The sequence below is a fragment of the Streptomyces sp. NPDC000880 genome (assembly GCF_053599675.1).
This window is the reverse complement of the sequence record NZ_JBSFMS010000053.1, coordinates 1-21,492: the sequence shown is the minus strand read 5'-3', so window position 1 is coordinate 21,492 and position 21,492 is coordinate 1. Positions and strand designations below refer to the sequence as shown.

The following is a 21,492-nucleotide window of genomic DNA, read 5'->3' as shown; positions in this document are numbered from 1 at the left end:
TTATGTCCGCCGAGCTGCCGCTTGTCGTCGCTTGTCACCGCCTGTCGCTGCTTGCGGACCTTCTTGTCATTTCTCTGCCCAAGTGGAGCCTCAAGGAGCCGATCAGATGGCCAATTTCTCCAAGTCACAGGTGCCGCAATTCTCCGTCGAGGTGTATCAGAACGAATATCTGCCGGAGGGCGGCCGCGAGGTGAACGCGATCGTCACCGTCACCTCCACCGGAGGCGGCACCAGCGGCGGGGCTCCGCTCGCGGGCGCTTCGCGCTCCCCCGCGTACATACCGGGACAGGAGCCCAGCGCCGCCGTGGTGATCATGGTCGACTGTTCCGGCTCGATGGACTATCCGCCGACAAAGATGCGCAACGCCCGTGATGCCACGGCCGCCGCCATCGACACGCTGCGCGACGGCGTCGCCTTCGCAGTGGTCGCGGGCACGCATCTGGCGAGCGAGGTCTATCCGGGCGGCGGCCGGCTCGCGGTCGCCGATCCGCGGACCCGCGGCCAGGCCAAGGAGGCGCTGCGGCGGCTCACCGCGGGCGGCGGCACCGCGATCGGCACCTGGCTCCGTCTCGCCGACCGGCTGCTCGCAAGCACCGATGTCGGCATCCGGCACGGCATCCTGCTCACCGACGGCCGTAACGAGCACGAGTCGCCGGAAGATCTGCGGGCCGCCCTCGAAGCCGGTGCGGGCCGCTTCACCTGCGACGCCCGCGGCGTCGGCACCGATTGGGAGGTCAAGGAGGTCACCGGCATCGCCTCCGCGCTGCTCGGCACGGCGGACATCGTCGCGAATCCGGCCGAGCTGGCCGCGGACTTCACCAGCATGATGGAGAACGCGATGGGCAAGGAGGTCGCGGACGTGGCGCTGCGGCTGTGGACACCCGTCGGCGTCGAGATCAAGTTCGTCAAGCAAGTGGCTCCGACGGTTGAGGAGTTGACCGGACGGCGTACGGAAGCGGGCCCGCGGGCCGGCGACTATCCGACCGGCTCCTGGGGCGACGAGTCCCGCGACTACCACGTGTGCGTGCAGGTCCCGGAGGCCGGGATTGGCCAGGAGATGCTGGCGGCCCGGGTCTCGCTGATCATTCCGGCCGCGGACGGCGGGGCTTCGCAGGTGCTGTCGCAAGGTCTCGTACGGGCGGTGTGGACGGACGACATGGTGGCGTCCACCTCGATCAACCCGCAGGTCGCGCACTACACAGGCCAGGCTGAACTGGCACAAGTCATCCAACAGGGTCTCGATGCCCGCAAGTCGGGGGATTACGACGGCGCGACCGCCAAGCTCGGCCGTGCGGTGCAGCTCGCGGCGGACTCCGGGAACGAGGACACCGCGAAACTGCTTTCGAAGGTGGTGGACGTCGTCGATGCCGCGACAGGTACTGTGCGACTGAAGGCGAAGGTCGCGGAGGCCGACGAGATGACCCTCGAAACGCGCTCCACCAAGACGGTTCGTGTGAAGAAGTAGCCGGTACAAACGCCGACAGACACACCGAAGTTATACGGCCCTCGGGCCGGACGAGGAGAGGAGGAAGCGCCGACATGCCGACCTGCCCGAACGGACACCAGTCGGGTTCCGACGACTGGTGCGAGGTCTGTGGCCACCGCATGGCCGGTCCTGGCGCTCCCGCGGGTGCCTTTCCGCCGCCTCCCCCGCCGGCCTACGGCTACCCGGGCCCCGGCGACCCGAACGCGACCGCCCAGGCCGAGCTCTGCCCGCAGTGCCGCACCCCGCGCGAGGCCATGGCCCCGTTCTGCGAGGAGTGCCGGTACAACTTCCTCACGCACACGGCGACGTCGTACACCCCGGTGGCCCCGTCCCAGCAGCAGCCGTCCGGGCTGAACCTCCCGCCGGGCTTCCAGTCGCAGCCGGCGCCCCCGCCGCCGCCTCCTCCTGTCCCGCAGCAGCACCCTCCGTACGACTACCAGGGCTCGCGGCCCTCGCAGATGAACCGGTCGGCCGAGCCGCTGACGAACGACCCGTCGGCGCAGCAGCAGCCGCCGCAGGCGTTCCAGCAGCAGGGGCCGCCGCCCCCGCCGTCCTTCCAGCAGCCGCAGCCGGGCCCGCACGCGCCGCCCCCGCCGTCCTTCCAGCAGTCGGCGCCGCCCGCGCCGCGGCAGCCCCAGCAGACGGGCGGCGGGGACGACTGGATGCTGCCCCCGCCCTCGCCGGCGCCGCAGCAGCCGCATGCCTCCCAGCCGCCGCAGCCGCCGCAGGGGTTCCAGCAGCAGATGCCGCAGCAGTACGCCCAGCAGTCCGGACCGCAGCCTGGCCCGCAGCAGGGGCAGCCGGGTCAGGCCCAGGGTCGGCCGGGCCCCCAGCAGCCGCCCCAGTACCAGACCCAGGCCCCGGCGGGCTGGACGGCCGTCATAGGGCCCGACCGTGAGTATTTCCTCGCGATGATGCAGCGCAGCGGCCCCGACGCCAGCGGCCTCAACCTGCCCGCGTACTCCCCCGAGCAGCACCTCCCGCTCGCCGGCAACCAGGTCACGATCGGCCGCCGCCGGCACTCCACCGGCGAGTCCCCCGACATCGACCTGTCCGTCCCGCCGGAGGACCCGGGCGTCTCGCACCAGCACGCGGTGCTGGTTCAGCAGCCCGATGGCTCCTGGGCCGTTGTCGACCAGAACTCCACCAACGGCACCACGCTCAACGGCGCCGATGAGCCGATCCAGCCCTATGTCCCGATCCCGCTGAACGACGGCGACCGGGTCCACGTCGGCGCCTGGACGACCATCACCCTCCGCCGCGGCTAGCTCCGCCGGCCGAGCCCGTAGAACAGTCAGCGGGACGCACGCCCGAGGGGCCAGGCGTACGGCCCCTCGGGGTCGTCCAGCCAGGCCCACTGGTGCTGCCCGCTGACCGTGACCCCGAACCGGTCCCGCTGCGGGCGCCGCTCCCGCTCCCACAGCGAGAGCGCCTCGTGCGGATCGAGGCTGCCCGCGGTCAGCGTCAGCAGGAAGCGGAAGAGATCGTTCTCGACCGCGCGCCTCGGCAGCCCGCCGGCGTGCCCCTCCCGGGCGAGCCCGCCGCCGCGCAGCGGCACGAAGTACGCGGACGTCCGCAGGAAGTGCCCCTCCGCGGTCCGGCCGTGGCTGTCGTCGCGCACCCGCAGCGCGATGAGCCCGGTGGAGAGCGGGGCCAGGATCCGCGCACCCGGCCGGCACTGCGGCAGCCAGTCGAACGGCACGGACGCCAGCGTGCAGGTCGCGATGATGCGGTCGAAGGGCGCACGCTGCGGGAATCCGCGCGCCCCGTCGCCGGTCATCACAGCCGGGTGGTGGCCCGCGGCCGCCAGATGCGTACGCGCGGACTCGGTGATCTCCGGGTCCACGTCGACGGTCGTCACCAGCTCGTCGCCGAGCCGGTGCGCGAGCAGCGCCGCGTTGTAGCCGGTGCCCGCGCCGATCTCGAGGACGGTGTGCCCGTCCCGTACCTCCAGCTCCTCGAGCATCCTGGCCATCAGCGAGGGCTGGCTGCTGGAGGAGATCAGTTCGCCGTCGCGCACCCGGGTGGCGAGCGGCTCGTCCGTGTAGGCGCCTCCCAGCCACTGGTCCCGCCGCACGGGGTCGGGGTCCTCGCACCACAGACGCTCGTACGCGCCGCCCCGGCCCACGAAGTAGTACGGCACGAACAGATGCCGCGGCACCTCCTCGAACGCCGCCCGCCAGGCCGGATCGGTCAGCCCGCCCTCGGCCACGATCGCCCGCACCAGCGACCGCCGCGCCTCGGCGGCCGGCTCTGCATACTGCTCCAGGTCCACACCCACCATGCATCCACTGTCCTGCGGCGCCGCGCCTGAGGCGAGCACCCGATCGTGGGTAGTCCTAGGCCCTCGGTCCTCGGCCGGTGAGTCTGAGACGATGGTGGGGTGAATGAGATTCCGCGCGGCACGCTTCAGGAGCAGACCTTCTACGAACAGGTCGGCGGCGAGGAAACCTTCCGGCGCCTCGTCCACCGCTTCTACCAGGGGGTCGCTGCGGATCCGCTGCTGCGGCCGATGTACCCGGAGGAGGACCTGGGTCCGGCCGAGGAGCGGTTCACGCTGTTCCTGATCCAGTACTGGGGCGGGCCCCGCACCTACAGCGACAACCGCGGCCACCCGCGGCTGCGGATGCGGCACGCGCCGTTCACCGTCGACCGGGCCGCGCACGACGCCTGGCTGAAGCACATGCGTACCGCCGTCGACGAGCTGGGCCTGTCGGAGGAGCACGAGCGGACGCTCTGGAACTACCTCACCTATGCCGCGGCATCCATGGTGAACACTCCGGAGTGAACACCGCGGACTGACAGCATCGGGACCTACGCGATCTGCTCGGTCACCCACGCGTGGAACGCTCCGATGTGGTGCTCGCTGGGCACCAGCACCCCGCCCGCCCGGTAGGCGCGCGAGTCCATCGCCGGCTGAGTGCGTTCACAGGCGTCGAAGTCCTGCACATTGACCCGGTGGAACAGTTCCACGGAGCGCGAGATGTCCGCCCCGGATTCGACGACCTCGGGCGCGTACAGCCAGTCGCACTCGACGACCGTACGGTCGTGGCTCATCGGGAACATCCGGTGCACGATCACATGGTCGGGGACGAGGTTGATGAACACCTGCGGCTTGACGGTCACCGCGTAGTAGCGCCGGTCCTGGTCGTCGGCGATCCCGGGCAGCCGACCGAAGCCCGCGCCACCGTCCACGGTGAAGCCTTGCGCGCCCTCGGCGAAGACCGCGCCGTGGCCGACGTAGTACTGGGCCGCGTAGCCGCGCGCGAACTCCGGGAGTACGTACGTCAGTTCGGGATGGATCGTGGCGCAGTGGTAGCACTCCATGAAGTTCTCGACGATCAGCTTCCAGTTGGCTTTGACTTCGTAGCGCACGCGCTTGCCCAGGGCGAGCCCTTCGGTGCGGTAGCGCTCGATCGCTGCGGTGTCGCCGAGCCGCTCGACGGCCGCGCCCATGACCGTCGCCTCGAAGGACGGCGGTTCGTCGGCCAGGCACACCCAGGCATAACCGAGCCATTCGCGCAGGGCGACGGTGCGCAGACCGTACGCGGTGCGGTCGATGTCCGGCATCTTCGCCAGATTGGGCGCGGCGACGAGTGCGCCGTCCAGGTCGTAGCTCCAGGCGTGGTAGGGACAGCGCAGCGTACGCCGCACCTCGCCCGCCTCCTCGGTGCACAGCCGCGCCCCGCGGTGCCGGCAGACATTGAGGAAGGCCCGCAGCTCACCGGACCGGTTACGGGTGATCACGACGTTCTCCCGGCCGATCTGGACCGTGCGGTACGCGCCGGGCCCGGCCAGATCCCCGGAGCGCACCGCGCAGAACCAGAGAGACTCGAAGATCCTCTCCTGCTCCCGCGCGAAGATCCCCGGGTCGGTGTAGTGGTGCCCCGGCAGGGTGGCGATCAGGCTCGACGGGAGCGCCTCGGTCGGCGGGGGCGGCGTGGTCGTCGACGAAAGCGGCGTGGTCGTCATGGCGGCCTCCATCAGGCGGGCGCGGTCGCGATGCGACCGGGGTCGAAGAGCTCGATGGGGTGGTGCGTGGTGCCGTCGAGCGCGAGGTCGGCGAGGATTTCGCCGACCACGGGCACGAACTTGAAGCCGTGCCCGGAGAATCCGCAGGCGACGGTGACGGCGGCGGCGTGTGCCGGGTGCCGGGCGATGACGAAGTGTTCGTCTGGAGTGGTGGAGTACATGCAGGTGGCGGCCGTGATGAAGGCGCCGGGGAGGGTCGGGATGCGTGATCCCAACTGCTCGGCCATGGCGCGTACTTCATGGTCGTGCACGGTTCGGTCGATGGTCTCCGGGGTACAGACGGTCCCCTTGCGGAAGAAGGCGACCTTGGCGCCGCCGTCGGGTCCGTCGATGGCGGGGAAGCCGTAGATCTGGACGCCCGCCGCGTCCTCCCAGATGTAGATGGGGTGCCGCTCGGGTACGTACGGTCCGGTGCCGCCCTCGGGCTGGAACCAGTACATGATCTGCCGCTCGATGGTGAACGGCACATTGAGGTCGGTGAGCAGCTGCGGGGCCCACGCGCCGGGGCAGATGACGAGGTGGCCGGCCGTGTAGGTGTTCTCGGCGGTGTGGACGCGGACCCCGTCACGGTACGGCTCCCAGTGCGTCACCGGTTCCTCGAAGTGCAGGTCAGCGCCGTGCCGGGTGGCGAGCTGGAGGTGGGCGGCGACGGTGATCTCGGGCCGCAGCAGCCCGGCCCGCGCCTCGTAGAGCGCGACTTCGTCGTCGGCGGGGGTGAGGGTCGGGTAGCGGCGGCGCAGCTCCTTCGCGTCGAGCATCTCGTGCGGCAGACCCCACTGCTCGGCGGAGCGCAGCGAGCCGGAGACGGTACGGGACTCGGGCCGCCCGACCATCACCCCGCCGCACAGTGTGGCGACATCGCGCCCGGTCTCCCGCTCCAGCTGCTCGTACAGCTCGTAGGCGCGCAGCAGCAGCGGTACGTAGGCGGGGTCCTCGAAGTACGACTGGCGGGTGATGCGCGAACCGCCGTGGCTGGAGCCGCGGCTGTGCGCCGGGCCGAACTTCTCCAGGCCCAGCACACGCACGCCGCGGGCGGCGAGATGGGCTGCGGCAGCACTGCCCATGCCGCCGAGGCCGAGGACGATCACGTCGTATGCGGGTGCCATGGCTATCCCTTCCGCGTGGGGTGGCTACTTGCGGATGCGGGTCATCTTGGGGTCGAACAGGGGCTCTTCGGCGACGGTGGCGGCGACCTTCTCGCCGAAGTACTCGACATGGACGGCGGTCCCGGTCTCCAGCGTCGGCAGCCAGGCGTACGCGATGCAACGGCCGATCGTGTAGCCGTAGCCGGCGCTGGTGACATAGCCGGCCGGGACGCCGTCGACGTAAACCGGCTCCTTGCCGAGGAGGACGGCGGCAGGGTCGTCGAGGGTGAGACAGGTGAGGCGGCGCCGTGCCCGCTCGGGATCGAGTGCGTCGCGCCCGGTGAAATCCCCCTTGTCCAGCCGTACGGCGAAGCCGAGCCCGGCCTCGTACGGACTGTCCTCGGCGGTCATGTCCTGGCCCCAGGCCCGGTAGCCCTTCTCCAGGCGCAGGGAGTTGAAGGCGCTGCGGCCCGCCGCGATCCCCCCGAGCGGCTGTCCGGCCGCCCAGAGCGTGTCCCAGAGCCTGAGCCCCATGTCGGCGGAGGTGTACAGCTCCCAGCCCAGCTCGCCGACGTAGCTGAGGCGCAGCGCGGTGACGGGGACATGGCCGATGTAGGTCTGGCGGGCCTTGAAGTAGCCGAAGGCACGGTGCGAGAAGTCGTCGCGGGTCAGCGGCTGGACGAGCTCGCGGGCGAGCGGTCCCCAGACTCCGATGCAGCACGTGCCGGAGGTGATGTCGCGTATCTGCACGGCGGCGGGGGCGTGCCGCAGCAGCCAGTCCAGGTCGGCGGGCGAGTTGGCGCCCACCTGGAAGCGCTCGTCGCCGAGCCTGGCGACGCTCAGGTCGGACCGTATGCCGCCCGACTCGTCGAGGAGCAGGGTGTACGTCACCGAACCGACAGGCTTCGCCAACTGGTTGGTGGTCATCCGCTGCAGAAAGTCGAGGGCGCCGGGGCCGGTGACTTCGAGCCGCCTGAGCGGGGTCATGTCGTAGAGCGCGACCTTCTCGCGGGTGGCTTTGGCCTCGGCGGCGGCGATCGGCGACCAGTACCGCGCGGACCAGTCGTCCCGGGCCAAAGGCTCTTCTACGAGCGCGGAGTTGGCCTCGTACCAGTGGGGCCGCTCCCAGCCCCCGCCCTCCAGGAAGTACGCGCCGAGCTCCTGCTGGCGCCCGTGGAAGGGGCTGGTGCGCAGCGGGCGCGGCTGCTCAAGCGGCTGGAGGGGGTGGATGACGTCGTACACCTCGACGAAGCTCTGCGCGCTGCGCTCGGCGACGTACGCGGGCGAGCGCTGCGCCTCCTCGAAGCGGGCGATGTCGCACTCGTGGATGTCGGTGGCCGGCCGCCCGTCGGTCATCCACTCGGCGACGGCTTTGGCGACTCCGGCGGAGTGGGTGACCCAGACGGCCTCGGCGAGCCAGAAGCCGCGCAGCTCACGGGATTCGCCGAGGACCGGCATGCCGTCCGGGGTGAAGGAGAAGACGCCGTTGAAGCCCTCGGCGATCACGCTGCCGGCGAGTGCCGGGAGGAGTTCGGTCGCGTCGTCCCAGCTGGGCGCGAAGTCGGCGGGCGTGAAGGCGAGGGAGGACGGCATGACGGGCGCGTCCTCGTAGGCGGGGACGGTGAACGGGTCGACCGGCATGGGCCGGTGTGCGTACGACCCGATGCCGATGCGGTCGCCGTGCTGCCGGAAGTACAGATCGCAGTCCTGGTACCGCAGGATCGGCAGAGCGTCGGGCAGCTGCCGCACGGCCCCTGTTCTGGCGTACTGATGGGCGAGCGGCAGCAGCGGTACGTCGACCCCGGCCATGGCCCCGATCACCGGCCCCCAGAACCCCGCCGCCGATACGACGCGCTCGGCGGGGAAGCTCCCCCGGCCGGTGACGACGGCGGTGACCCGCCCGCCGTCGCGCTCGATTCCGGTGACGGTGTGCCGGTCCAGAAACCGGGCGCCGCGAGCCTCGGCGCGCTCCATCTGGACACCCGCGGCGTCCACGGCCCGGGCGAGCCCGTCGTCCGGCGTGTAGAGCCCGCCGAGGACCTTCCCCTCCTCGAGCAGCGGCCACAGCTCCTTGCACCGGCTCGGGTTGAGCACCTCGGCCCGCACACCCCAGGAGGCGGCGAGTCCGGCCTTGCGGTGCAGATCCGCCAACCGGGCGCGGGTGGTGGCGACTTCGAGCCCGCCGACCGCATCGAAGGCGCCGAGGGTGGTGAACTTCTCGACGGTGTAGGCGGCGAAGGAGGTCATCGTCCGGGACGGATTGGTCTGGAAGACGAGCCCGGGCGCATGCGACGTGGAGCCCCCGGGCGCGGGCAGGGGACCTTGCTCCAGCACGGTGACGTCGGTCCAGCCTCGTGCGGTGAGCTCGTCGGCGAGGGAGCATCCGACGATGCCGGCTCCGATGATGACGACGGGTGTGGGGACGGATGCGCCGACGGGTGTACGGGCCATACCTCAACCCCCAGCTGTTGCGCTGTGCACGATGGGTTGCGCCATAAGAGACATAGTGGGAACGCCGTACGGTCACCGTCAAGGGCCCAGGGGCAACGCACGGGGTGTTTCCCGACCCGTAACACAGCCCGGCGGCGGGAAGGACAAATAGACCCCTGCCGGAAACAAGCGAGGGGTCGGGGGGCGTGGTGCCCGGGGGGCCGGGCACAAAGAGGCTCGGACGGCCGGGCTCAGGCCGCCCGGGGGCGGGCGTAAGGGCTCGGACGTCCGGGCTCAGGCCGCCCGGGGGCCGGGCACAAAGAGGCTCGGACGGCCGGGCTCAGGCCACCGCGGGCGCAAGCCGTCGCCCGCCGGGCATCCGGGCGGCTCAGGCCACCGCGGGGACAAGCCGTCGCCCGCTCAGGCGTCCGCCGCAGGCCCGCTCCCCCACGCCGCCCCGCTCAGGCGTCCGCCACAGGCGCGCACACCCACATCGCCCCGCTCATGCGTCCGGGCTCAGGCGTCCGGACTCAGGCCGTCGCCCGCTCGGGCGCACCGCAGGCGCGCCCCCACGCGTACGCCGCCCCGCTCAGCCCCCGTACCCCATGCGGTTCGAGAGCTCCTCCGCCACCGCCATCGTCCGCTTGGCCAGTTTCGGCAGCAGCTCCTCGCCCAGCCGGTACGCCGGGCCCGACGCGCTCAGCGCCCCGATCACCGCCCCGTCGTGCCCGTACACCGGTGCCGCCACCGCGTTCAGGCCGATCTCGAGCTCCTCCACCGCCACGGCGTACCCCTGCTCGGCCGCCACTGTGAGCTGCGTGCCCAGCTCTGTGGGCGAGGTGACCGTACGCTCCGTGAACCGTTCGAGCTCGCCACCGAGCACCCGGTCCCTGGCCGGCGCCGGGGCGTGTGCGAGCAGGATCTTGCCGCTGGACGTGGCGTGCAGCGGGGTGCGGCGGCCCAGCCAGTTGTAGGTGGTCACCGACGCGACCCCCCGCGCCTGGGCGACATTGACCGCGGCGTCGTCGTCGAGGATCGCGATGTTGACGGTCTCGCCGACCTCGTCAGCAAGTTCGCGGCAGAGTGGCGTGCCCTCCTGCGAGATGTCGAGCCGAACGGCGGCCGCGCCCGCGAGCCGCAGCATTCCGGGCCCCAGGCAGTACTTTCCGCGGTCCTTGGACTGGGTGACGAGACCCCGGTTCTCCAGCGCCCCGAGCAGCCGGAACGCGGTCGATTTGTGCACACCCAGCTCGTCGGCGATCTCCGTGACGCCCGCCTCGCCATGCCGCGCGAGGCTCTCGAGCACGCTCACGGCGCGGTCCACCGACTGCACGGCACTGGACTTGTCCGTCATCCGTCGTACCCCCGTATTGCTTTACGGACTGCGCGTTTCCTCGCGATACGCGTTGCGCGTTTTGCGTGTTGCGTATCGCGCTACACGATGCACCATGTGCCGCGCCTGCCCATTCGGGCGAAGGTTAACCGGGTCAGCCGGGCCTGGTGGGGGTGACGCTCAGTCCGCCGAGGCCGTTCGTCCGTACGGCGATCGACCCGAAAGGCGTACGCAGCCTGAGCCACGCGCCCGTGGACAGCAGCGCGACCGGGACTCCGGGCCGCAGAAAGCCGAGCGACTGGGCGGCGTGCACGGCACGCAGCGGCAGCCTGGTTCCGCCGACGGTGCGCGACCAGATCTCGCGCCCGATCCGGTCCCGCTCGGCACGCGTACGCTGCTCGGCGGGCAACTGCTCGTCGCGGGTACGGAATTCAGCCACGGCCGCAGCCACCGCGCCCCGCATCGCGGTCACTTCGGGCAGCCCGGGCAGTTCCCGCCAGCCGCCCCGCGGCGGCAGCACGCCGGCCCAGGGCGGCCCCGTGCCGGCGGCGGGCACGGTGAACTCCACCCCGCCAAGGGACTCCAGCAGCTCACCGGCGGAGACGGTGACATCCAGCTCGACCCGGTCATCGAGCCGTGCCGTACGGATCGCGAGCACCTCGAAGGAGGGCGGACGCCCGAAAACGGCGAGCGCGCCACCGCCGGCCTGAAGCCGGACGGCGGCGGCGCGGTCGTAATGGATCAGCCGGGCGAGGAAGGCTGCGAGATCTTCAGCCTCCCCCGCGTCGGCGAAGTGCAGACTCTGCACGGGTACGCTCATGCCGCGAGAGCACCCTCGGCGGCGTCGTCGAGGTAGTCCAGGAGGAAGGCCTTCTCCTCCGCGCTGATCCGGCGCGGACGCGCCGCGCTCAGGTCGTACGGCACGACGATGGTCGAGGCCCGCACATACACCTGCGAGGGCCCTTCCGCGTCCTTGACCTCGTACGCGATGGTCAGCGACGCCGCGCCAATCTTCGTCACCCACGACTCGATGATCACCGGCTCGTGCCGGTGGACCAGCGGCCACTTGTAGTCGATCTCGTGCCGGGCCACGACGGACCCACCTGAGAACGACGGGGAACCGTCCCCCGGCGCCAGCCGGAACATGAAGTCAATGCGCGCCTCTTCCAGGTACCGCAGGAAGACGACGTTGTTGACATGCCCGAAGGCGTCCATGTCCGACCAGCGAAGGGGGCAGCGGTAGATGTGCCGGGCCATGTGTGAACCTCAGCCCCGGGTCAGCTTCTTGTATGTGGCGCGGTGCGGACGGGCGGCGTCCGGGCCGAGCCGCTCGACCTTGTTCTTTTCGTACGACTCGAAGTTGCCCTCGAACCAGAACCACTTGGACTCGCCCTCGTACGCCAGGATGTGCGTGGCGACGCGGTCGAGGAACCACCGGTCGTGGGAGACGACCACGGCCGCACCGGGGAACTCGAGCAGGGCGTTCTCCAGGGAGGAGAGCGTCTCGACGTCGAGGTCGTTGGTGGGCTCGTCGAGGAGCAGCAGGTTGCCGCCCTGCTTCAGGGTCAGCGCCAGGTTGAGGCGGTTGCGCTCACCGCCGGACAGTACGCCGGCCTGCTTCTGCTGGTCCGGGCCCTTGAAGCCGAACGCCGAGACATAGGCGCGGGACGGCATCTCGACCTGGCCGACATTGATGTAGTCGAGCTCGTCGGAGACGACGGCCCACAGCGACTTCTTGGGGTCGATGTTGGCGCGGCTCTGGTCGACGTAACTGATCTTGACGGTCTCGCCCACCCTGATCACACCGGAGTCGGGCTCCTCCAGGCCCTGGATCATCTTGAACAGCGTGGTCTTGCCCGCGCCGTTCGGACCGATGACGCCGACGATGCCGTTGCGCGGCAGCGTGAAGCTCAGGTCGTCGATGAGCACCTTGTCGCCGAAGGCCTTGGAGAGCTTCTCGACCTCGACGACGACACTGCCGAGCCGCGGGCCCGGCGGGATCTGGATCTCCTCGAAGTCCAGCTTCCGCATCTTGTCGGCCTCGGCCGCCATCTCCTCGTAACGGGCCAGACGGGCCTTGGACTTGGCCTGCCGGCCCTTCGCGTTGGAGCGGACCCACTCGAGCTCTTCCTTGAGCCGCTTGGCGCGCTTGGCGTCCTTCTGGCCCTCGACCTTGAGACGCGTCTGCTTGGTCTCGAGGTACGTGGAGTAGTTGCCCTCGTAGCCGATCGCGCGGCCGCGGTCGAGCTCCAGGATCCAGCCCGCGACATTGTCGAGGAAGTACCGGTCGTGGGTGATGGCGACGACGGTGCCGGCGTACTTGGCGAGGTGCGCCTCCAGCCATTGCACGGACTCGGCGTCCAGGTGGTTGGTGGGCTCGTCGAGGAGCAGCAGGTCGGGGGCTTCGAGCAGCAGCTTGCACAGGGCGACGCGGCGCTTCTCACCACCGGAGAGGTTGGTGACGGGCCAGTCGCCGGGCGGGCAGCCGAGCGCGTCCATGGCCTGCTCGAGCTGGGCGTCCAGGTCCCAGGCGTTGGAGTGGTCGAGATCCTCCTGGAGCTTGCCCATCTCTTCCATCAGGGCGTCGGTGTACTCGGTCGCCATCTGCTCGGCGATCTCGTTGAACCGGTCGAGCTTGCCCTTGACCTCGGCGACGCCGAGCTGGACGTTCTCCAGCACGGTCTTCGACTCGTCCAGCGGCGGCTCCTGCAGCAGGATGCCGACGGTGTAGCCGGGCGAGAGGAAGGCGTCGCCGTTGGAGGGCTGCTCCAGACCGGCCATGATCTTCAGCACGGTGGACTTACCGGCGCCGTTGGGGCCGACCACACCGATCTTCGCACCGGGCAGGAAGCTCAGCGTCACGTCATCGAGGATGACCTTGTCGCCGTGCGCCTTGCGCGTCTTGCGCATCGTGTAGATGTACTCAGCCAAGAGAAACCGTCCGGCAAGAAGTGGGTGGGCAGATACACCCCATCTTGCCTGACGGCCAGCCCTGGGTGCTAACCCGTATGGGCGGGGGTCTGTGAGCTGGGGCTTCGCTGTGGGCGGTTGTAGCTCGACTGTCACTGTCGGTTGTCGTCGGTCGGCATCGGGCGCCCTCGCACGGCCCAGGGACGGCCCAGGAATCAGCCGACTCGCCTCCGACGCGGGCGAGCTGGACGTGATGCCAGGCGATCACTCAAGCGGCTGGGGAGCGACCGGGAGCTGTTCCTTGTGGATCCAGGCGAAGGTGCGGTCAGGTTCGAGGTGAGCTTGTCCCCAGTGGATGGCATGGATGCCGCTCTCGACGTCGGCCGTGAAGAACACGCAGACAAGCTCCGTCGTGGCGCCCAGCTCCTCGAACGTCTCGTGCAGCTGGAGGTACTCCTCCGTGGTCAGGCCGTCGTCCAGATCGAATATCGCTTCCCGCTGCTCAGGCCCATGCGCCCGCAACATCCGGTGCCGTGTAGGGGAAGCCTTGGCAGGCAATCGAGCGCGATCGAGGGGCCTCGGCTTGTCTGCGTACTTGAAGGGGAAGAGTGCGTATTCGTTGATCACCGCGTACTCGTACCCAAGCACTTCTCGTACCGGCTCGCCCAGCTCGCGCGCAGTGTCGGCCAGGTTCTCGCGCACGGCCTCCGCAAGAGTGGCGCCGTAGGGACTTCGCTTCTTCAGCCCGGCTGCGAGGTGCGTGGCGTGAGCCTTCGCGTGTGCCTTGGCCAATTGCACCGGAACCGCCGCAGCAAGCCTGCCGGCCTGCTGCCCGAACCGCTCGATTGCCCATCCCGATGGCTCTGCCGGACCGCCACCCCACACGGACATGCTGTGCCCCCTCCCCCTGGTCAACCCGCCTCTCAAATGTGTGACACGAGCAGGAAGGACTCACAAGGGAGCGATCCGGCCACAGGGGAGCGAATAAGGCACCGCAGCGAGGCGGCGAGCAGGTCAGGTGACATCCGCCTTGTAAGGGCGGGTGTGATCGGGAGCGAGGGAGCCCAGGTCATTCCGGCCGTAGCAGCAGCACAGGCGTACGGCGCATCAGGACTGCGGAGTGACGTCATTGACCGTGGTTGACCGCACGTAGCTCTAGCCGGATCGGTCAGTGACGGTCATACCGGCCGCTACGAGGCCCCGGAGGGACGGTAGCGGACCGGGGCGGTTGCTGGGGTTGCGGTACTTCGCTGCTGTACAGCACCGGCGCTCGGGGCTGTCGGCCGTCCCGCTTAAGCTGCGCCCATGTGGAAGGAAGCTGCTGCTGGAGCCTTGCCCGACGTCGAGTTCCGGGCACCCGTTGACGCGACGGCGCTAGCTGAGGCGGAGCGGCGTCTTGGCCGAAGCCTGCCATCGCAGCTGACTGCACTGCTCATGGAGACCGACGGGATAGTCGACGAGTACGGGACTGACGTCGTTTGGTCCCTGGATCGGATTGTGGAGCAGAACCTGCTGTTCTGGTCCCCCGATACGTTCCCGGGCCTGTACATGCCCTTCGATCCGTTGCTGTTCTTCGGCGACAACGGCGGGGGCGACCAGTTTGCCTTCGTGCTCACGACCGAGCGCCCGAACATCTTCGTCTGGGACCACGAGAATGACAGTCGCCTGTGGGCTGCACGCGAGATGGAGGACTACCTGCACCGTTCCCTCGCGGGCGATGGTGACTGGTACCGGTAGAAGGACGGCCGGCCTCTGTGTCCCTAGTTTGGAAGATCCCGTATGCGGATTGCCCCTGACCTGGCAAGACGCTGACCTGCCCGTGAGTAGAGCCTTGGCCGCTGTTGCCCGTGGTTCCCCCTGGCGTGCCACTCGAACGGGCACGCCAGGGGCACGCCGATCGTTCGGCTCAGAATCGGGTCAGCAGCAGGGCGGCCGCGCCAGTCAGGGCCGCGATCAAGCTGGCCACAGCCGAGATGATGGAGGCCCAACCTAACGCGCTGGAGCTTGCGTTGCTGGCACGCGCCGCTGTACGGTTCCCGGGTATCGGTTTCGTATTGCCATGGCAATACGATTCGCGAGGGTGGTGCTCTTGTTCAGGCAAGTCAGTACCTCCTAGGTAGCGATCGATTGACCCGTACGGCGCGTCTGCCAGGACTTTCCGCCATACGGGTCTTCGGCGTGCCGCAAACCATATCAGGCTTGCAGCGTCAACCCGCCAGCGTTCAGCGCTACTTGTGGTGGCTGGCGAGCATCTCTGTCTTAGCCACAGACCGTAGCAGTGGGTGGACTCGGCTCGTGGCTGGCGAACTTCAGATCTACCTACTTCCGGCTACCTGGCGGCTGAACCGCCTCGCGTGTTGCGCGGGGATGAAAAGTCGTGGCGGTTACTTGCCCTCTGAACTGCGGTGACTTGATGCTCGTGCCCGACGGAACGGCTGCGTGCTCGGTGGCGTCCGGAACGCGTCGGAACGCATGGGAATGGATCTGAATGGATGTAACTAGAGCCCACTCGCCCGCAGGCGTTGCGGAGTTGGCCGAAACATACCCATAGAGGTTGGCGTAGCGGCTTTGGGCGGGAGCTGCCATGGGGCGAGAGATCATGGCCCCTTACGCTGGCCGCGAATCGGGCTGGCTCCTCGCCTGCCCGCAATTGCCCGATCGGGGCCATGATCTTGGAGGCTCGCCCCATGGTGGCTGCCTAAAGCCGTGGAGCCGACCGGCACCAGCCACAGCGGGCTACCGTCTCGTGTATCTGGTGTGCTCGCTCTAGCCGCGCGGCCGGCGGAGCCGGGGCCCGGAGCGGGGCGGAGACAGGAGCGTCGGGGCCCGGCGCTGGAGCCGGGGCCGCGCGCGGCGAGCGGAGCGAGCCGCCTTGATGAAGTAGAGAAACTTGTATCGCGCCTCTCCCGTACGGCTGATGGCCTTACAGGCTCCAGGAACTCAGCTTGGCCAGTGCCTCGGCGCGTGCTTCGATCACTGCCATCCGGGCCGCACGTTCGTCCTCTTGGGCATGGGCGGACTGCTGGGTGCTTTGTCCGGGCCACTTCCGGTACAGGAGACCGCACTCTTCGGTGAACCACCCGGTGCTCACTGCGCTGAGGGCGAGCAGGAGGCCGGTGTCTTCGGATGCGGGAAGCGCCATCCATCCCCCAAGCGCGGTCACGAGATCGCGGCGCGCGCACAACGTTGCGGGGTGGACCTGCGCCCGGTAGCCGTGGCTGCGCCAGTGGTCCAGTACTGCACCAGGCTTGATCGGCCCTTCGGGAGGATCGCTGTCGAACCCGACTGTGGTCCCGTCCGGAAGGAGGTCCAGCACGCGTGCCGTGGTCCATGCGACGTCGGCGTGCGTCGTCAGGGCCGTGATGTCCCGCGCAAGGGCGCCGGGCGTCAGCATGTCGTCTGCGTCCAGAACCTTCACGAACTCGCCCTCGGCACGCGCGAGTGCGATGGTGCGAGCCATGCCGGCCCTTCCATGGCGGCCTTGGGCAAAGCTGATGCGGTCGTCCTTGGGGACGTGAGGCCGAACTTCGTCGGTCTCGCCGTCCTCTTGGATGAGCCACTGCCATGCCCAATCGTCCGGCAAGTCCTGGGTGCGCAGGGACTCGTACGCATCTTGCAGGTAGTGGGCGCTGGGTCCGTGCACGGGCGTGATGACCGAGACGATTCGGGTCATGGTTACCACCTCTCCAGCGGCGTAGTGCAGGTGACCTTGTAGCGATCGCCGGGGAGCACTACGTCTGCGACTTCCACAACCCGGCCGGTGATGTCGTAGCAAGTCTTGCGGACTTCCATGACGGACACACCAGGGCCGATACCCAGCTCTTCCGACTCCTCGATGGTCGGGGGCCTGGCCGTGATCGTCTCCTCGATGCGGTCCAGCTCAATGCCGACGGTGTGTAGCTGGTTCTGCGTGCCCCCCGGCCAGGGTTCTGCCGTCTCATCCAGAAGGTCGGGGTTCTTCGCGACCAGTTCATACGGGAGGTACGAGCGAGCGATGTTCAGGGGCTCGCCCTCCTCTTGGGACCTTGTGCGATACGTGCGTTCGAGCACGGCAGTGCCAGGATCAAGGCCGAGCGCCTGGGCAAGGTCGTCTGAGGCCTCGATGCGCCGATACTCGGCGTGGAAGGCGAGCTGGTGGATCCCGAGACCGGTGTCGTGTTCCGTCGCGCCGGTCTGCCCGCGCACGTCGAGGCTCGCGCGTGCCCGATCCTTCTCCCACTGATGCCTGAGGTTGCTCCGCTCCGCACGTTGCCGCGGTTGGCGGACGAAGTTGCCCCGTCCGTGACGCTTCTCGATCAACCCCTCGGCTTCGAGTGCACTCAACGCCTGCCGGAGGGTCGGAAGGCTGACCTTGTACTCCGCCGCCAGCACGGTTTCGGCGGTGAGCCGATCGCCAGCCGCTAGCTCTCCGCCAGCGATCTTGCGGCGCAAATCATCCGAAACCTTCTCGTACCGCTTAGCCATCTCGTCCCTCCGGGTGTCTCCAACAGCTTAAGTCCTCATGAGGTGTTGACAACCCACCGATCGGCGCCGCATAGTCCTAGTAACTCCTAAAGAGGAGTTGAGGACATGATCTCTCGAAACAGAGGTGGCCCAATGCGCCAGATCCCCGTCGACACCTCCACCGCCGCCGTGATGGTGGCCCAGCCTCCGCAGCCCAAGGTGAAGGACCGCCGTACCGGTGAGCGTGCGATGGACGCCGAGACCGGTGCCGCGCTGTCGACCGTGGACGTGATGTTCGCGGCGAACGGCGAGGTGGAGATCCTGACCGTGACCGTGCCGGAGACCGGCATGTCCGGTGACCTGGTCATGGGCACGCCGGTTGCACTCACCGGTCTGATTGCCCGGCCGTGGGAGAACGAGTTCAACGGTCAGCGCCGTCACGGCATCGCCTTCCGTGCGGTCGCGGTCACCTCGCTCGCCGCCGGTTCCGCGAAGGCGGCCTGATCATGACCCGGTCCGCTCTCGGCCTGCTGGCCGTCGTCGGGTTGGCGCTGCTGCTCAAGTGGCGCCGTCCGGCCTGGTACTGGCTCGGCTTCGGCATCGGCCTCGCGGTGCTGCGAGTGCTGGTCCGGTACGCCTCGGTCATGGATGCCTGCGGGCTCACCGTCCCGCCGTCCCGGTTACGGCTGGCATGGGCTCGCATCGCCCACAGGCCGGTCCCTGGCCCTCGGCCTCCGCGCATCCTGAGCGTTCGTCCGACCCGTACGGGGCTGGTGCTGCGGCTGGGGCTTCGACCCGGTCAGGACGCCTTCGACTTCGCCGCTACCACCGACCGGCTGCGGCACTCGTTCACCATGCAGGGCGTCACCTCCCGTGAGGTCCGATCCGGTGTGGTCGAGCTCCGGATGACCGGCTATGACGTGCTCAAGCGGGTGCAGATGCCTGCCAAGGTCGATACGTCCCCAATGCGGGTGGCGGTCGCCCTGCGGGAGGACGGTGCCGTGCACTACCGCGACTACCGGAGCACCCCGCACGCCCTCACCCTCGGTGCCACGAAGTCAGGAAAGTCCGTCTACCAGCGCAACCTGGTGGCCGAACTCGCTGCTCAGGACGTCGCCTTGGTCGGCATCGACTGCAAACAGGGTGTGGAGCTGTTCCCGCTTGCCCGCCGCTTCTCCGCCCTTGCGGACAACCCCGACACCGCCGCCGAACTCCTCGATGCGCTCGTGACGCACATGGAGGGCGTCTACCAGCTGATCCGCGCCGAGCAGCGCATCACCGCTGATGTGCCAGACGCCGAGGTCGCTGCCGACATCTGGGATCTGCCTGACCACCTTCGCCCGGTCCCGATCGTCCTGCTCGTTGACGAGGTCGCGGAGCTCGCGCTGTTCGCGAGCAAGGAGGAGGAGAAGCGCCGGGATCGGATCATCACCGCGCTCGCTCGTCTCGCCCAGCTCGGCCGGGCTGCCGGCATCTATCTGGAGATCTGCGGGCAGCGCTTCGGCTCCGAACTCGGCAAGGGCATCACGATGCTCCGTGCGCAGCTCACCGGCCGCACCGCGCACCGCGTCAACGACGAAACCTCCGCCAACATGGCCTTCGGTGACATCGCCCCCGATGCCGTCCTGGCCGCCGTCTCCATCCCGACCGAGACGCCCGGCCTTGCCGTCACCGGGGACTCGTCCGGCGGTTGGGCTCGTATCCGCACCCCGCACACGACGATGCGACAGGCCGTGAACGCCTGCAACCGGCACGCCCACCGCACCCCTGACGTGCCCGCGCTCGCCGCCTTCCGGCCCGCGCTGCCGCCCACGGTCTCGCTGGTCAAGATCCCGGCCCCGGCTGAGGCACCCGTCTCCGTCTGATCCCCCCCGCACCCCGGTCGGCGCGACCGCTTCGCGCCACGTCCCTACCCCCGCCATGCCTCACACCAGAGAGGACACACCACGTCATGGCCACCGCAACCCGCAAGCCGCGAGCGAAGAAGTGCCCGGACTGCAAGGGCGTTGGCGAGATCGCCGAGACGGTCCGCGTCGGCTCCGCCCGCAAGCTCCGCGAGACCCGCGACCGACAGGCCGCGCTCTGCCTGACCTGCTTCGGCACCGGCCACGCGCCGACCGACTGACACCGCAAAGGAGGTGGAGACATGACCCGCTCGCTCCGCATCGACGCCGTCCTCGTGCAGGCCGTGATCGCCGGGGCCCTGTCCTTCGCCCACCTGCACGACCTTGCCGCCGCGGCTGGACAGACCGGGTGGAAGGCGTGGGCCTACCCGGTCAGTGTCGACCTGCTCCTCGTCGCCGCCTGGCGACGGCTGCGCAACGACGGACCGTCCCGGCTGGCCTGGTGCTGGTTCCTGATCGCCCTGGTCGCCTCGCTCGGCGCGAACGTCGCCACCGCCGGATTCCTCGACCTGGCCCACCCTCCCGCCTGGCTCCGCTTCGGCATCGCCGGATGGCCCGCGCTCGCCTTCCTCGGCGGCACGCTCCTCGCCCACTCCCCGGCCGCGCCCGACCAGAAGTCGGAACCGGTGGACGTCGTGCCGGCCAAATCGGAGCCCGAACCAGAGCCGGACGCCGTCGAGACCTCGGAGCCTGCCCCGGCCCTGCCCGCGCCTGCGCCACCCGCACCGGCTGCTATTCCGGCCCCGGCCCCGCTGGTCGCTCACGCCCGCAAGCTCGCCGACGCCCACCGCGCAGCCACCGGCAACCCCATCGACACCGACACCCTGCGCGCCCGCCTCGGCGTCCCCGCCCCGATGGCTGAGGCCATCGCCGCCCAACTCGTTTAGCGGAGGTTCCTCATGTCCAGCCTCACCGCCGCCTCGATCAGCTTCCACCTGACCGAGAAGCCGTTCGCCCTCTGCCACGACTACGGCACGGAGCGCGCTCCGATCCTCGCCGTGCAGGACGTCCACGCCGCGCTGACGCTCTGCGCCCGCGACTGCCTTCCCCCGGCCGAACAGCGCCAGTTCGCCCGTGAGCTCCTGGCCGCCGTCACCGCTTACGCCGCCGCCGTCGAGAAGTACACCGCCCCGCTCACCTGACAGATAAGGACAACACGCCATGCCTGCCCGCGACTTCTTCCACTCCGTGATGAGCGTCGGCCCCGTCCAGGTCGGCACCCACCGTGACCGGAACGGCCGAACCAAGCACGCCGCCGTCTGCGCCGCCGACCGCTGCGGCTGGTCCTCGGACTACACCAGCCGCGCCGCCGCCACCCTCGCAGCCCGCACCCACCGCTGCCGCATCGCCTGACAGGAGAGCACCCGATGAACGTCCAACTGCCCCTGATCCTCGTCATCGCCATCTTCGGCTACTTCGGCATCCGCCTCATGCGCCCGCCGACCTGGCTGATCGTCGTGCTCCTCCTCGGCGGCTTCCTCCTCGCCGACACCTTCCTTGCCCCCGCCATCGAGTCCGGCACCCGCACGGGCGTCGACGTCGTCAACGGCACCCAGAAGTAACCGAAAGGAGAACCCGCATGCTCCGCCCGCGCATCCCCACCATGCCGACACCCACCGGCATCGTCACCCCGCTGGTCACACAGGCCCCGACCCACGTCGAGCAGCAGCACCCGGCACCGGCCTGCACCTGCCACCACACCCCGCCCGCGGCCCCCGCTCTCGTGCCCGCTCCGGCTCGGCCCGCCGCTCAGCTCACGCCCGGCACGCTCCTCGCCCTCGTCGCCGGTGGCGCCGGAGTCGTGCTCGTCGTCGGCGCGGTCCTGGTCTCCATGCTCCTCGCGGTCGCCGTCACCGCCGCCTCGGTCGC

General features: G+C 69.5%; 23 protein-coding genes. 12 read left to right on the top strand and 11 right to left on the bottom strand.

From position 1 onward, the window contains the following. The first annotated feature begins 106 nt into the window (after positions 1 to 106). A complete protein-coding gene (locus tag ACWDO5_RS19045; protein ID WP_450531490.1) occupies positions 107 to 1,465 on the top strand; it encodes a vWA domain-containing protein in 1,359 nt (452 codons plus the stop codon). Between the two features lie 74 nt (positions 1,466 to 1,539). After that, positions 1,540 to 2,754 carry an FHA domain-containing protein gene (locus ACWDO5_RS19040; protein WP_450531489.1) on the top strand — a complete coding sequence of 405 codons (1,215 nt, stop codon included), beginning with the start codon at positions 1,540 to 1,542 and terminating at the stop codon, positions 2,752 to 2,754. Between the two features lie 26 nt (positions 2,755 to 2,780). Here ACWDO5_RS19040 and ACWDO5_RS19035 read toward each other — a convergent pair whose 3' ends face one another. Further along, positions 2,781 to 3,770 carry a methyltransferase domain-containing protein gene (locus ACWDO5_RS19035; protein ID WP_450531488.1) on the bottom strand — a complete coding sequence of 330 codons (990 nt, stop codon included), beginning with the start codon at positions 3,768 to 3,770 and terminating at the stop codon, positions 2,781 to 2,783. A 99-nt stretch (positions 3,771 to 3,869) separates the two neighbouring features. Between ACWDO5_RS19035 and ACWDO5_RS19030 the strand changes: the two genes are divergently transcribed. Continuing rightward, positions 3,870 to 4,274 (top strand): globin, encoded by a 405-nt coding sequence (locus ACWDO5_RS19030; protein WP_450531487.1) that lies wholly within the window; start codon positions 3,870 to 3,872, stop codon positions 4,272 to 4,274. Positions 4,275 to 4,300: 26 nt separating this feature from the next. Here ACWDO5_RS19030 and ACWDO5_RS19025 read toward each other — a convergent pair whose 3' ends face one another. From ACWDO5_RS19025 to ACWDO5_RS18990, 8 genes are all read right to left on the bottom strand, one after another. Next, positions 4,301 to 5,458 (bottom strand): aromatic ring-hydroxylating oxygenase subunit alpha, encoded by a 1,158-nt coding sequence (locus tag ACWDO5_RS19025; protein ID WP_450531486.1) that lies wholly within the window; start codon positions 5,456 to 5,458, stop codon positions 4,301 to 4,303. Positions 5,459 to 5,469: 11 nt separating this feature from the next. Continuing rightward, entirely contained in the window at positions 5,470 to 6,624 is a 1,155-nt protein-coding gene (gene solA, locus ACWDO5_RS19020) for an N-methyl-L-tryptophan oxidase (protein ID WP_450531485.1), read from the bottom strand. 24 nt (positions 6,625 to 6,648) lie between these two features. Next, positions 6,649 to 9,054, bottom strand: coding sequence for a GcvT family protein (locus ACWDO5_RS19015; protein ID WP_450531484.1), 2,406 nt, complete (start codon positions 9,052 to 9,054; stop codon positions 6,649 to 6,651). 568 nt (positions 9,055 to 9,622) lie between these two features. After that, positions 9,623 to 10,387, bottom strand: a complete 765-nt coding sequence (locus tag ACWDO5_RS19010; RefSeq protein ID WP_450531483.1) for an IclR family transcriptional regulator — start codon at positions 10,385 to 10,387, stop codon at positions 9,623 to 9,625. A 133-nt stretch (positions 10,388 to 10,520) separates the two neighbouring features. Then, positions 10,521 to 11,186 carry a hypothetical protein gene (locus ACWDO5_RS19005; protein ID WP_450531482.1) on the bottom strand — a complete coding sequence of 222 codons (666 nt, stop codon included), beginning with the start codon at positions 11,184 to 11,186 and terminating at the stop codon, positions 10,521 to 10,523. Then, positions 11,183 to 11,623, bottom strand: coding sequence for an acyl-CoA thioesterase (locus ACWDO5_RS19000; protein ID WP_450531481.1), 441 nt, complete (start codon positions 11,621 to 11,623; stop codon positions 11,183 to 11,185). The genes ACWDO5_RS19005 and ACWDO5_RS19000 overlap by 4 nt, the downstream gene beginning before the upstream one ends. A 9-nt stretch (positions 11,624 to 11,632) precedes the next feature. Then, positions 11,633 to 13,297, bottom strand: a complete 1,665-nt coding sequence (gene ettA / locus ACWDO5_RS18995; RefSeq protein WP_450531480.1) for an energy-dependent translational throttle protein EttA — start codon at positions 13,295 to 13,297, stop codon at positions 11,633 to 11,635. Between the two features lie 243 nt (positions 13,298 to 13,540). Beyond that, on the bottom strand, positions 13,541 to 14,167 hold the full coding sequence (locus ACWDO5_RS18990; RefSeq protein ID WP_450531479.1) for a hypothetical protein: 627 nt from the start codon (positions 14,165 to 14,167) through the stop codon (positions 13,541 to 13,543). 414 nt (positions 14,168 to 14,581) lie between these two features. On the opposite strand from ACWDO5_RS18990, the gene ACWDO5_RS18985 reads away from it, so the two are divergent. Further along, positions 14,582 to 15,013 (top strand): SMI1/KNR4 family protein, encoded by a 432-nt coding sequence (locus ACWDO5_RS18985; RefSeq protein WP_450531478.1) that lies wholly within the window; start codon positions 14,582 to 14,584, stop codon positions 15,011 to 15,013. 1,186 nt (positions 15,014 to 16,199) lie between these two features. Here ACWDO5_RS18985 and ACWDO5_RS18980 read toward each other — a convergent pair. Together ACWDO5_RS18980 and ACWDO5_RS18975 are read right to left on the bottom strand one after the other, a co-directional pair. After that, positions 16,200 to 16,949 carry a glycosyltransferase family 2 protein gene (locus ACWDO5_RS18980; protein WP_450531477.1) on the bottom strand — a complete coding sequence of 250 codons (750 nt, stop codon included), beginning with the start codon at positions 16,947 to 16,949 and terminating at the stop codon, positions 16,200 to 16,202. A gap of 2 nt (positions 16,950 to 16,951) precedes the next feature. Then, the gene (locus ACWDO5_RS18975; RefSeq protein WP_450531476.1) at positions 16,952 to 17,740 is read right to left on the bottom strand and encodes a GntR family transcriptional regulator; all 789 of its coding nucleotides are present in this window, start codon (positions 17,738 to 17,740) and stop codon (positions 16,952 to 16,954) included. Positions 17,741 to 17,872: 132 nt separating this feature from the next. Between ACWDO5_RS18975 and ACWDO5_RS18970 the strand changes: the two genes are divergently transcribed. The 8 genes from ACWDO5_RS18970 to ACWDO5_RS18935 all read left to right on the top strand — a co-directional run. Next, a complete protein-coding gene (locus ACWDO5_RS18970; protein ID WP_450531475.1) occupies positions 17,873 to 18,223 on the top strand; it encodes an SCO3933 family regulatory protein in 351 nt (116 codons plus the stop codon). Positions 18,224 to 18,225: 2 nt separating this feature from the next. Beyond that, positions 18,226 to 19,584 carry an FtsK/SpoIIIE domain-containing protein gene (locus tag ACWDO5_RS18965; RefSeq protein ID WP_450531474.1) on the top strand — a complete coding sequence of 453 codons (1,359 nt, stop codon included), beginning with the start codon at positions 18,226 to 18,228 and terminating at the stop codon, positions 19,582 to 19,584. A gap of 86 nt (positions 19,585 to 19,670) precedes the next feature. Next, entirely contained in the window at positions 19,671 to 19,844 is a 174-nt protein-coding gene (locus ACWDO5_RS18960) for a hypothetical protein (protein ID WP_450531473.1), read from the top strand. Between the two features lie 21 nt (positions 19,845 to 19,865). Further along, positions 19,866 to 20,510 carry a DUF2637 domain-containing protein gene (locus ACWDO5_RS18955; protein ID WP_450531472.1) on the top strand — a complete coding sequence of 215 codons (645 nt, stop codon included), beginning with the start codon at positions 19,866 to 19,868 and terminating at the stop codon, positions 20,508 to 20,510. 12 nt (positions 20,511 to 20,522) lie between these two features. Then, positions 20,523 to 20,765 carry a hypothetical protein gene (locus ACWDO5_RS18950; RefSeq protein WP_450531471.1) on the top strand — a complete coding sequence of 81 codons (243 nt, stop codon included), beginning with the start codon at positions 20,523 to 20,525 and terminating at the stop codon, positions 20,763 to 20,765. 19 nt (positions 20,766 to 20,784) lie between these two features. Next, on the top strand, positions 20,785 to 20,976 hold the full coding sequence (locus ACWDO5_RS18945; protein ID WP_450531470.1) for a mobile element transfer protein: 192 nt from the start codon (positions 20,785 to 20,787) through the stop codon (positions 20,974 to 20,976). 14 nt (positions 20,977 to 20,990) lie between these two features. Further along, positions 20,991 to 21,185 (top strand): hypothetical protein, encoded by a 195-nt coding sequence (locus tag ACWDO5_RS18940; RefSeq protein WP_450531469.1) that lies wholly within the window; start codon positions 20,991 to 20,993, stop codon positions 21,183 to 21,185. A 17-nt stretch (positions 21,186 to 21,202) separates the two neighbouring features. Then, a partial coding sequence (locus ACWDO5_RS18935) for a SpdD-like protein (RefSeq protein ID WP_450531468.1) occupies positions 21,203 to 21,492 on the top strand: 290 nt, incomplete at its 3' end.

Bases quoted from the DNA above. Each gene is read 5' to 3' on its own strand.
- ACWDO5_RS18985 (WP_450531478.1), top strand. From the start codon at position 14,582: ATGTGGAAGGAAGCTGCTGCTGGAGCCTTGCCCGACGTCGAGTTCCGG.
- ACWDO5_RS18975 (WP_450531476.1), bottom strand. From the start codon at position 17,740: ATGGCTAAGCGGTACGAGAAGGTTTCGGATGATTTGCGCCGCAAGATC.
- ACWDO5_RS19015 (WP_450531484.1), bottom strand. From the start codon at position 9,054: ATGGCCCGTACACCCGTCGGCGCATCCGTCCCCACACCCGTCGTCATC.
- ACWDO5_RS19025 (WP_450531486.1), bottom strand. From the start codon at position 5,458: ATGACGACCACGCCGCTTTCGTCGACGACCACGCCGCCCCCGCCGACC.
- ACWDO5_RS18955 (WP_450531472.1), top strand. From the start codon at position 19,866: ATGACCCGCTCGCTCCGCATCGACGCCGTCCTCGTGCAGGCCGTGATC.
- ACWDO5_RS19010 (WP_450531483.1), bottom strand. From the start codon at position 10,387: ATGACGGACAAGTCCAGTGCCGTGCAGTCGGTGGACCGCGCCGTGAGC.
- ACWDO5_RS19005 (WP_450531482.1), bottom strand. From the start codon at position 11,186: ATGAGCGTACCCGTGCAGAGTCTGCACTTCGCCGACGCGGGGGAGGCT.
- ACWDO5_RS18970 (WP_450531475.1), top strand. From the start codon at position 17,873: ATGCGCCAGATCCCCGTCGACACCTCCACCGCCGCCGTGATGGTGGCC.
- ACWDO5_RS18945 (WP_450531470.1), top strand. From the start codon at position 20,785: ATGCCTGCCCGCGACTTCTTCCACTCCGTGATGAGCGTCGGCCCCGTC.
- ACWDO5_RS18940 (WP_450531469.1), top strand. From the start codon at position 20,991: ATGAACGTCCAACTGCCCCTGATCCTCGTCATCGCCATCTTCGGCTAC.
- ACWDO5_RS18960 (WP_450531473.1), top strand. From the start codon at position 19,671: ATGGCCACCGCAACCCGCAAGCCGCGAGCGAAGAAGTGCCCGGACTGC.
- ACWDO5_RS18965 (WP_450531474.1), top strand. From the start codon at position 18,226: ATGACCCGGTCCGCTCTCGGCCTGCTGGCCGTCGTCGGGTTGGCGCTG.
- ACWDO5_RS19045 (WP_450531490.1), top strand. From the start codon at position 107: ATGGCCAATTTCTCCAAGTCACAGGTGCCGCAATTCTCCGTCGAGGTG.
- solA (WP_450531485.1), bottom strand. From the start codon at position 6,624: ATGGCACCCGCATACGACGTGATCGTCCTCGGCCTCGGCGGCATGGGC.
- ACWDO5_RS19000 (WP_450531481.1), bottom strand. From the start codon at position 11,623: ATGGCCCGGCACATCTACCGCTGCCCCCTTCGCTGGTCGGACATGGAC.
- ACWDO5_RS19040 (WP_450531489.1), top strand. From the start codon at position 1,540: ATGCCGACCTGCCCGAACGGACACCAGTCGGGTTCCGACGACTGGTGC.
- ACWDO5_RS19035 (WP_450531488.1), bottom strand. From the start codon at position 3,770: ATGGTGGGTGTGGACCTGGAGCAGTATGCAGAGCCGGCCGCCGAGGCG.
- ACWDO5_RS18990 (WP_450531479.1), bottom strand. From the start codon at position 14,167: ATGTCCGTGTGGGGTGGCGGTCCGGCAGAGCCATCGGGATGGGCAATC.
- ACWDO5_RS18950 (WP_450531471.1), top strand. From the start codon at position 20,523: ATGTCCAGCCTCACCGCCGCCTCGATCAGCTTCCACCTGACCGAGAAG.
- ACWDO5_RS18980 (WP_450531477.1), bottom strand. From the start codon at position 16,949: ATGACCCGAATCGTCTCGGTCATCACGCCCGTGCACGGACCCAGCGCC.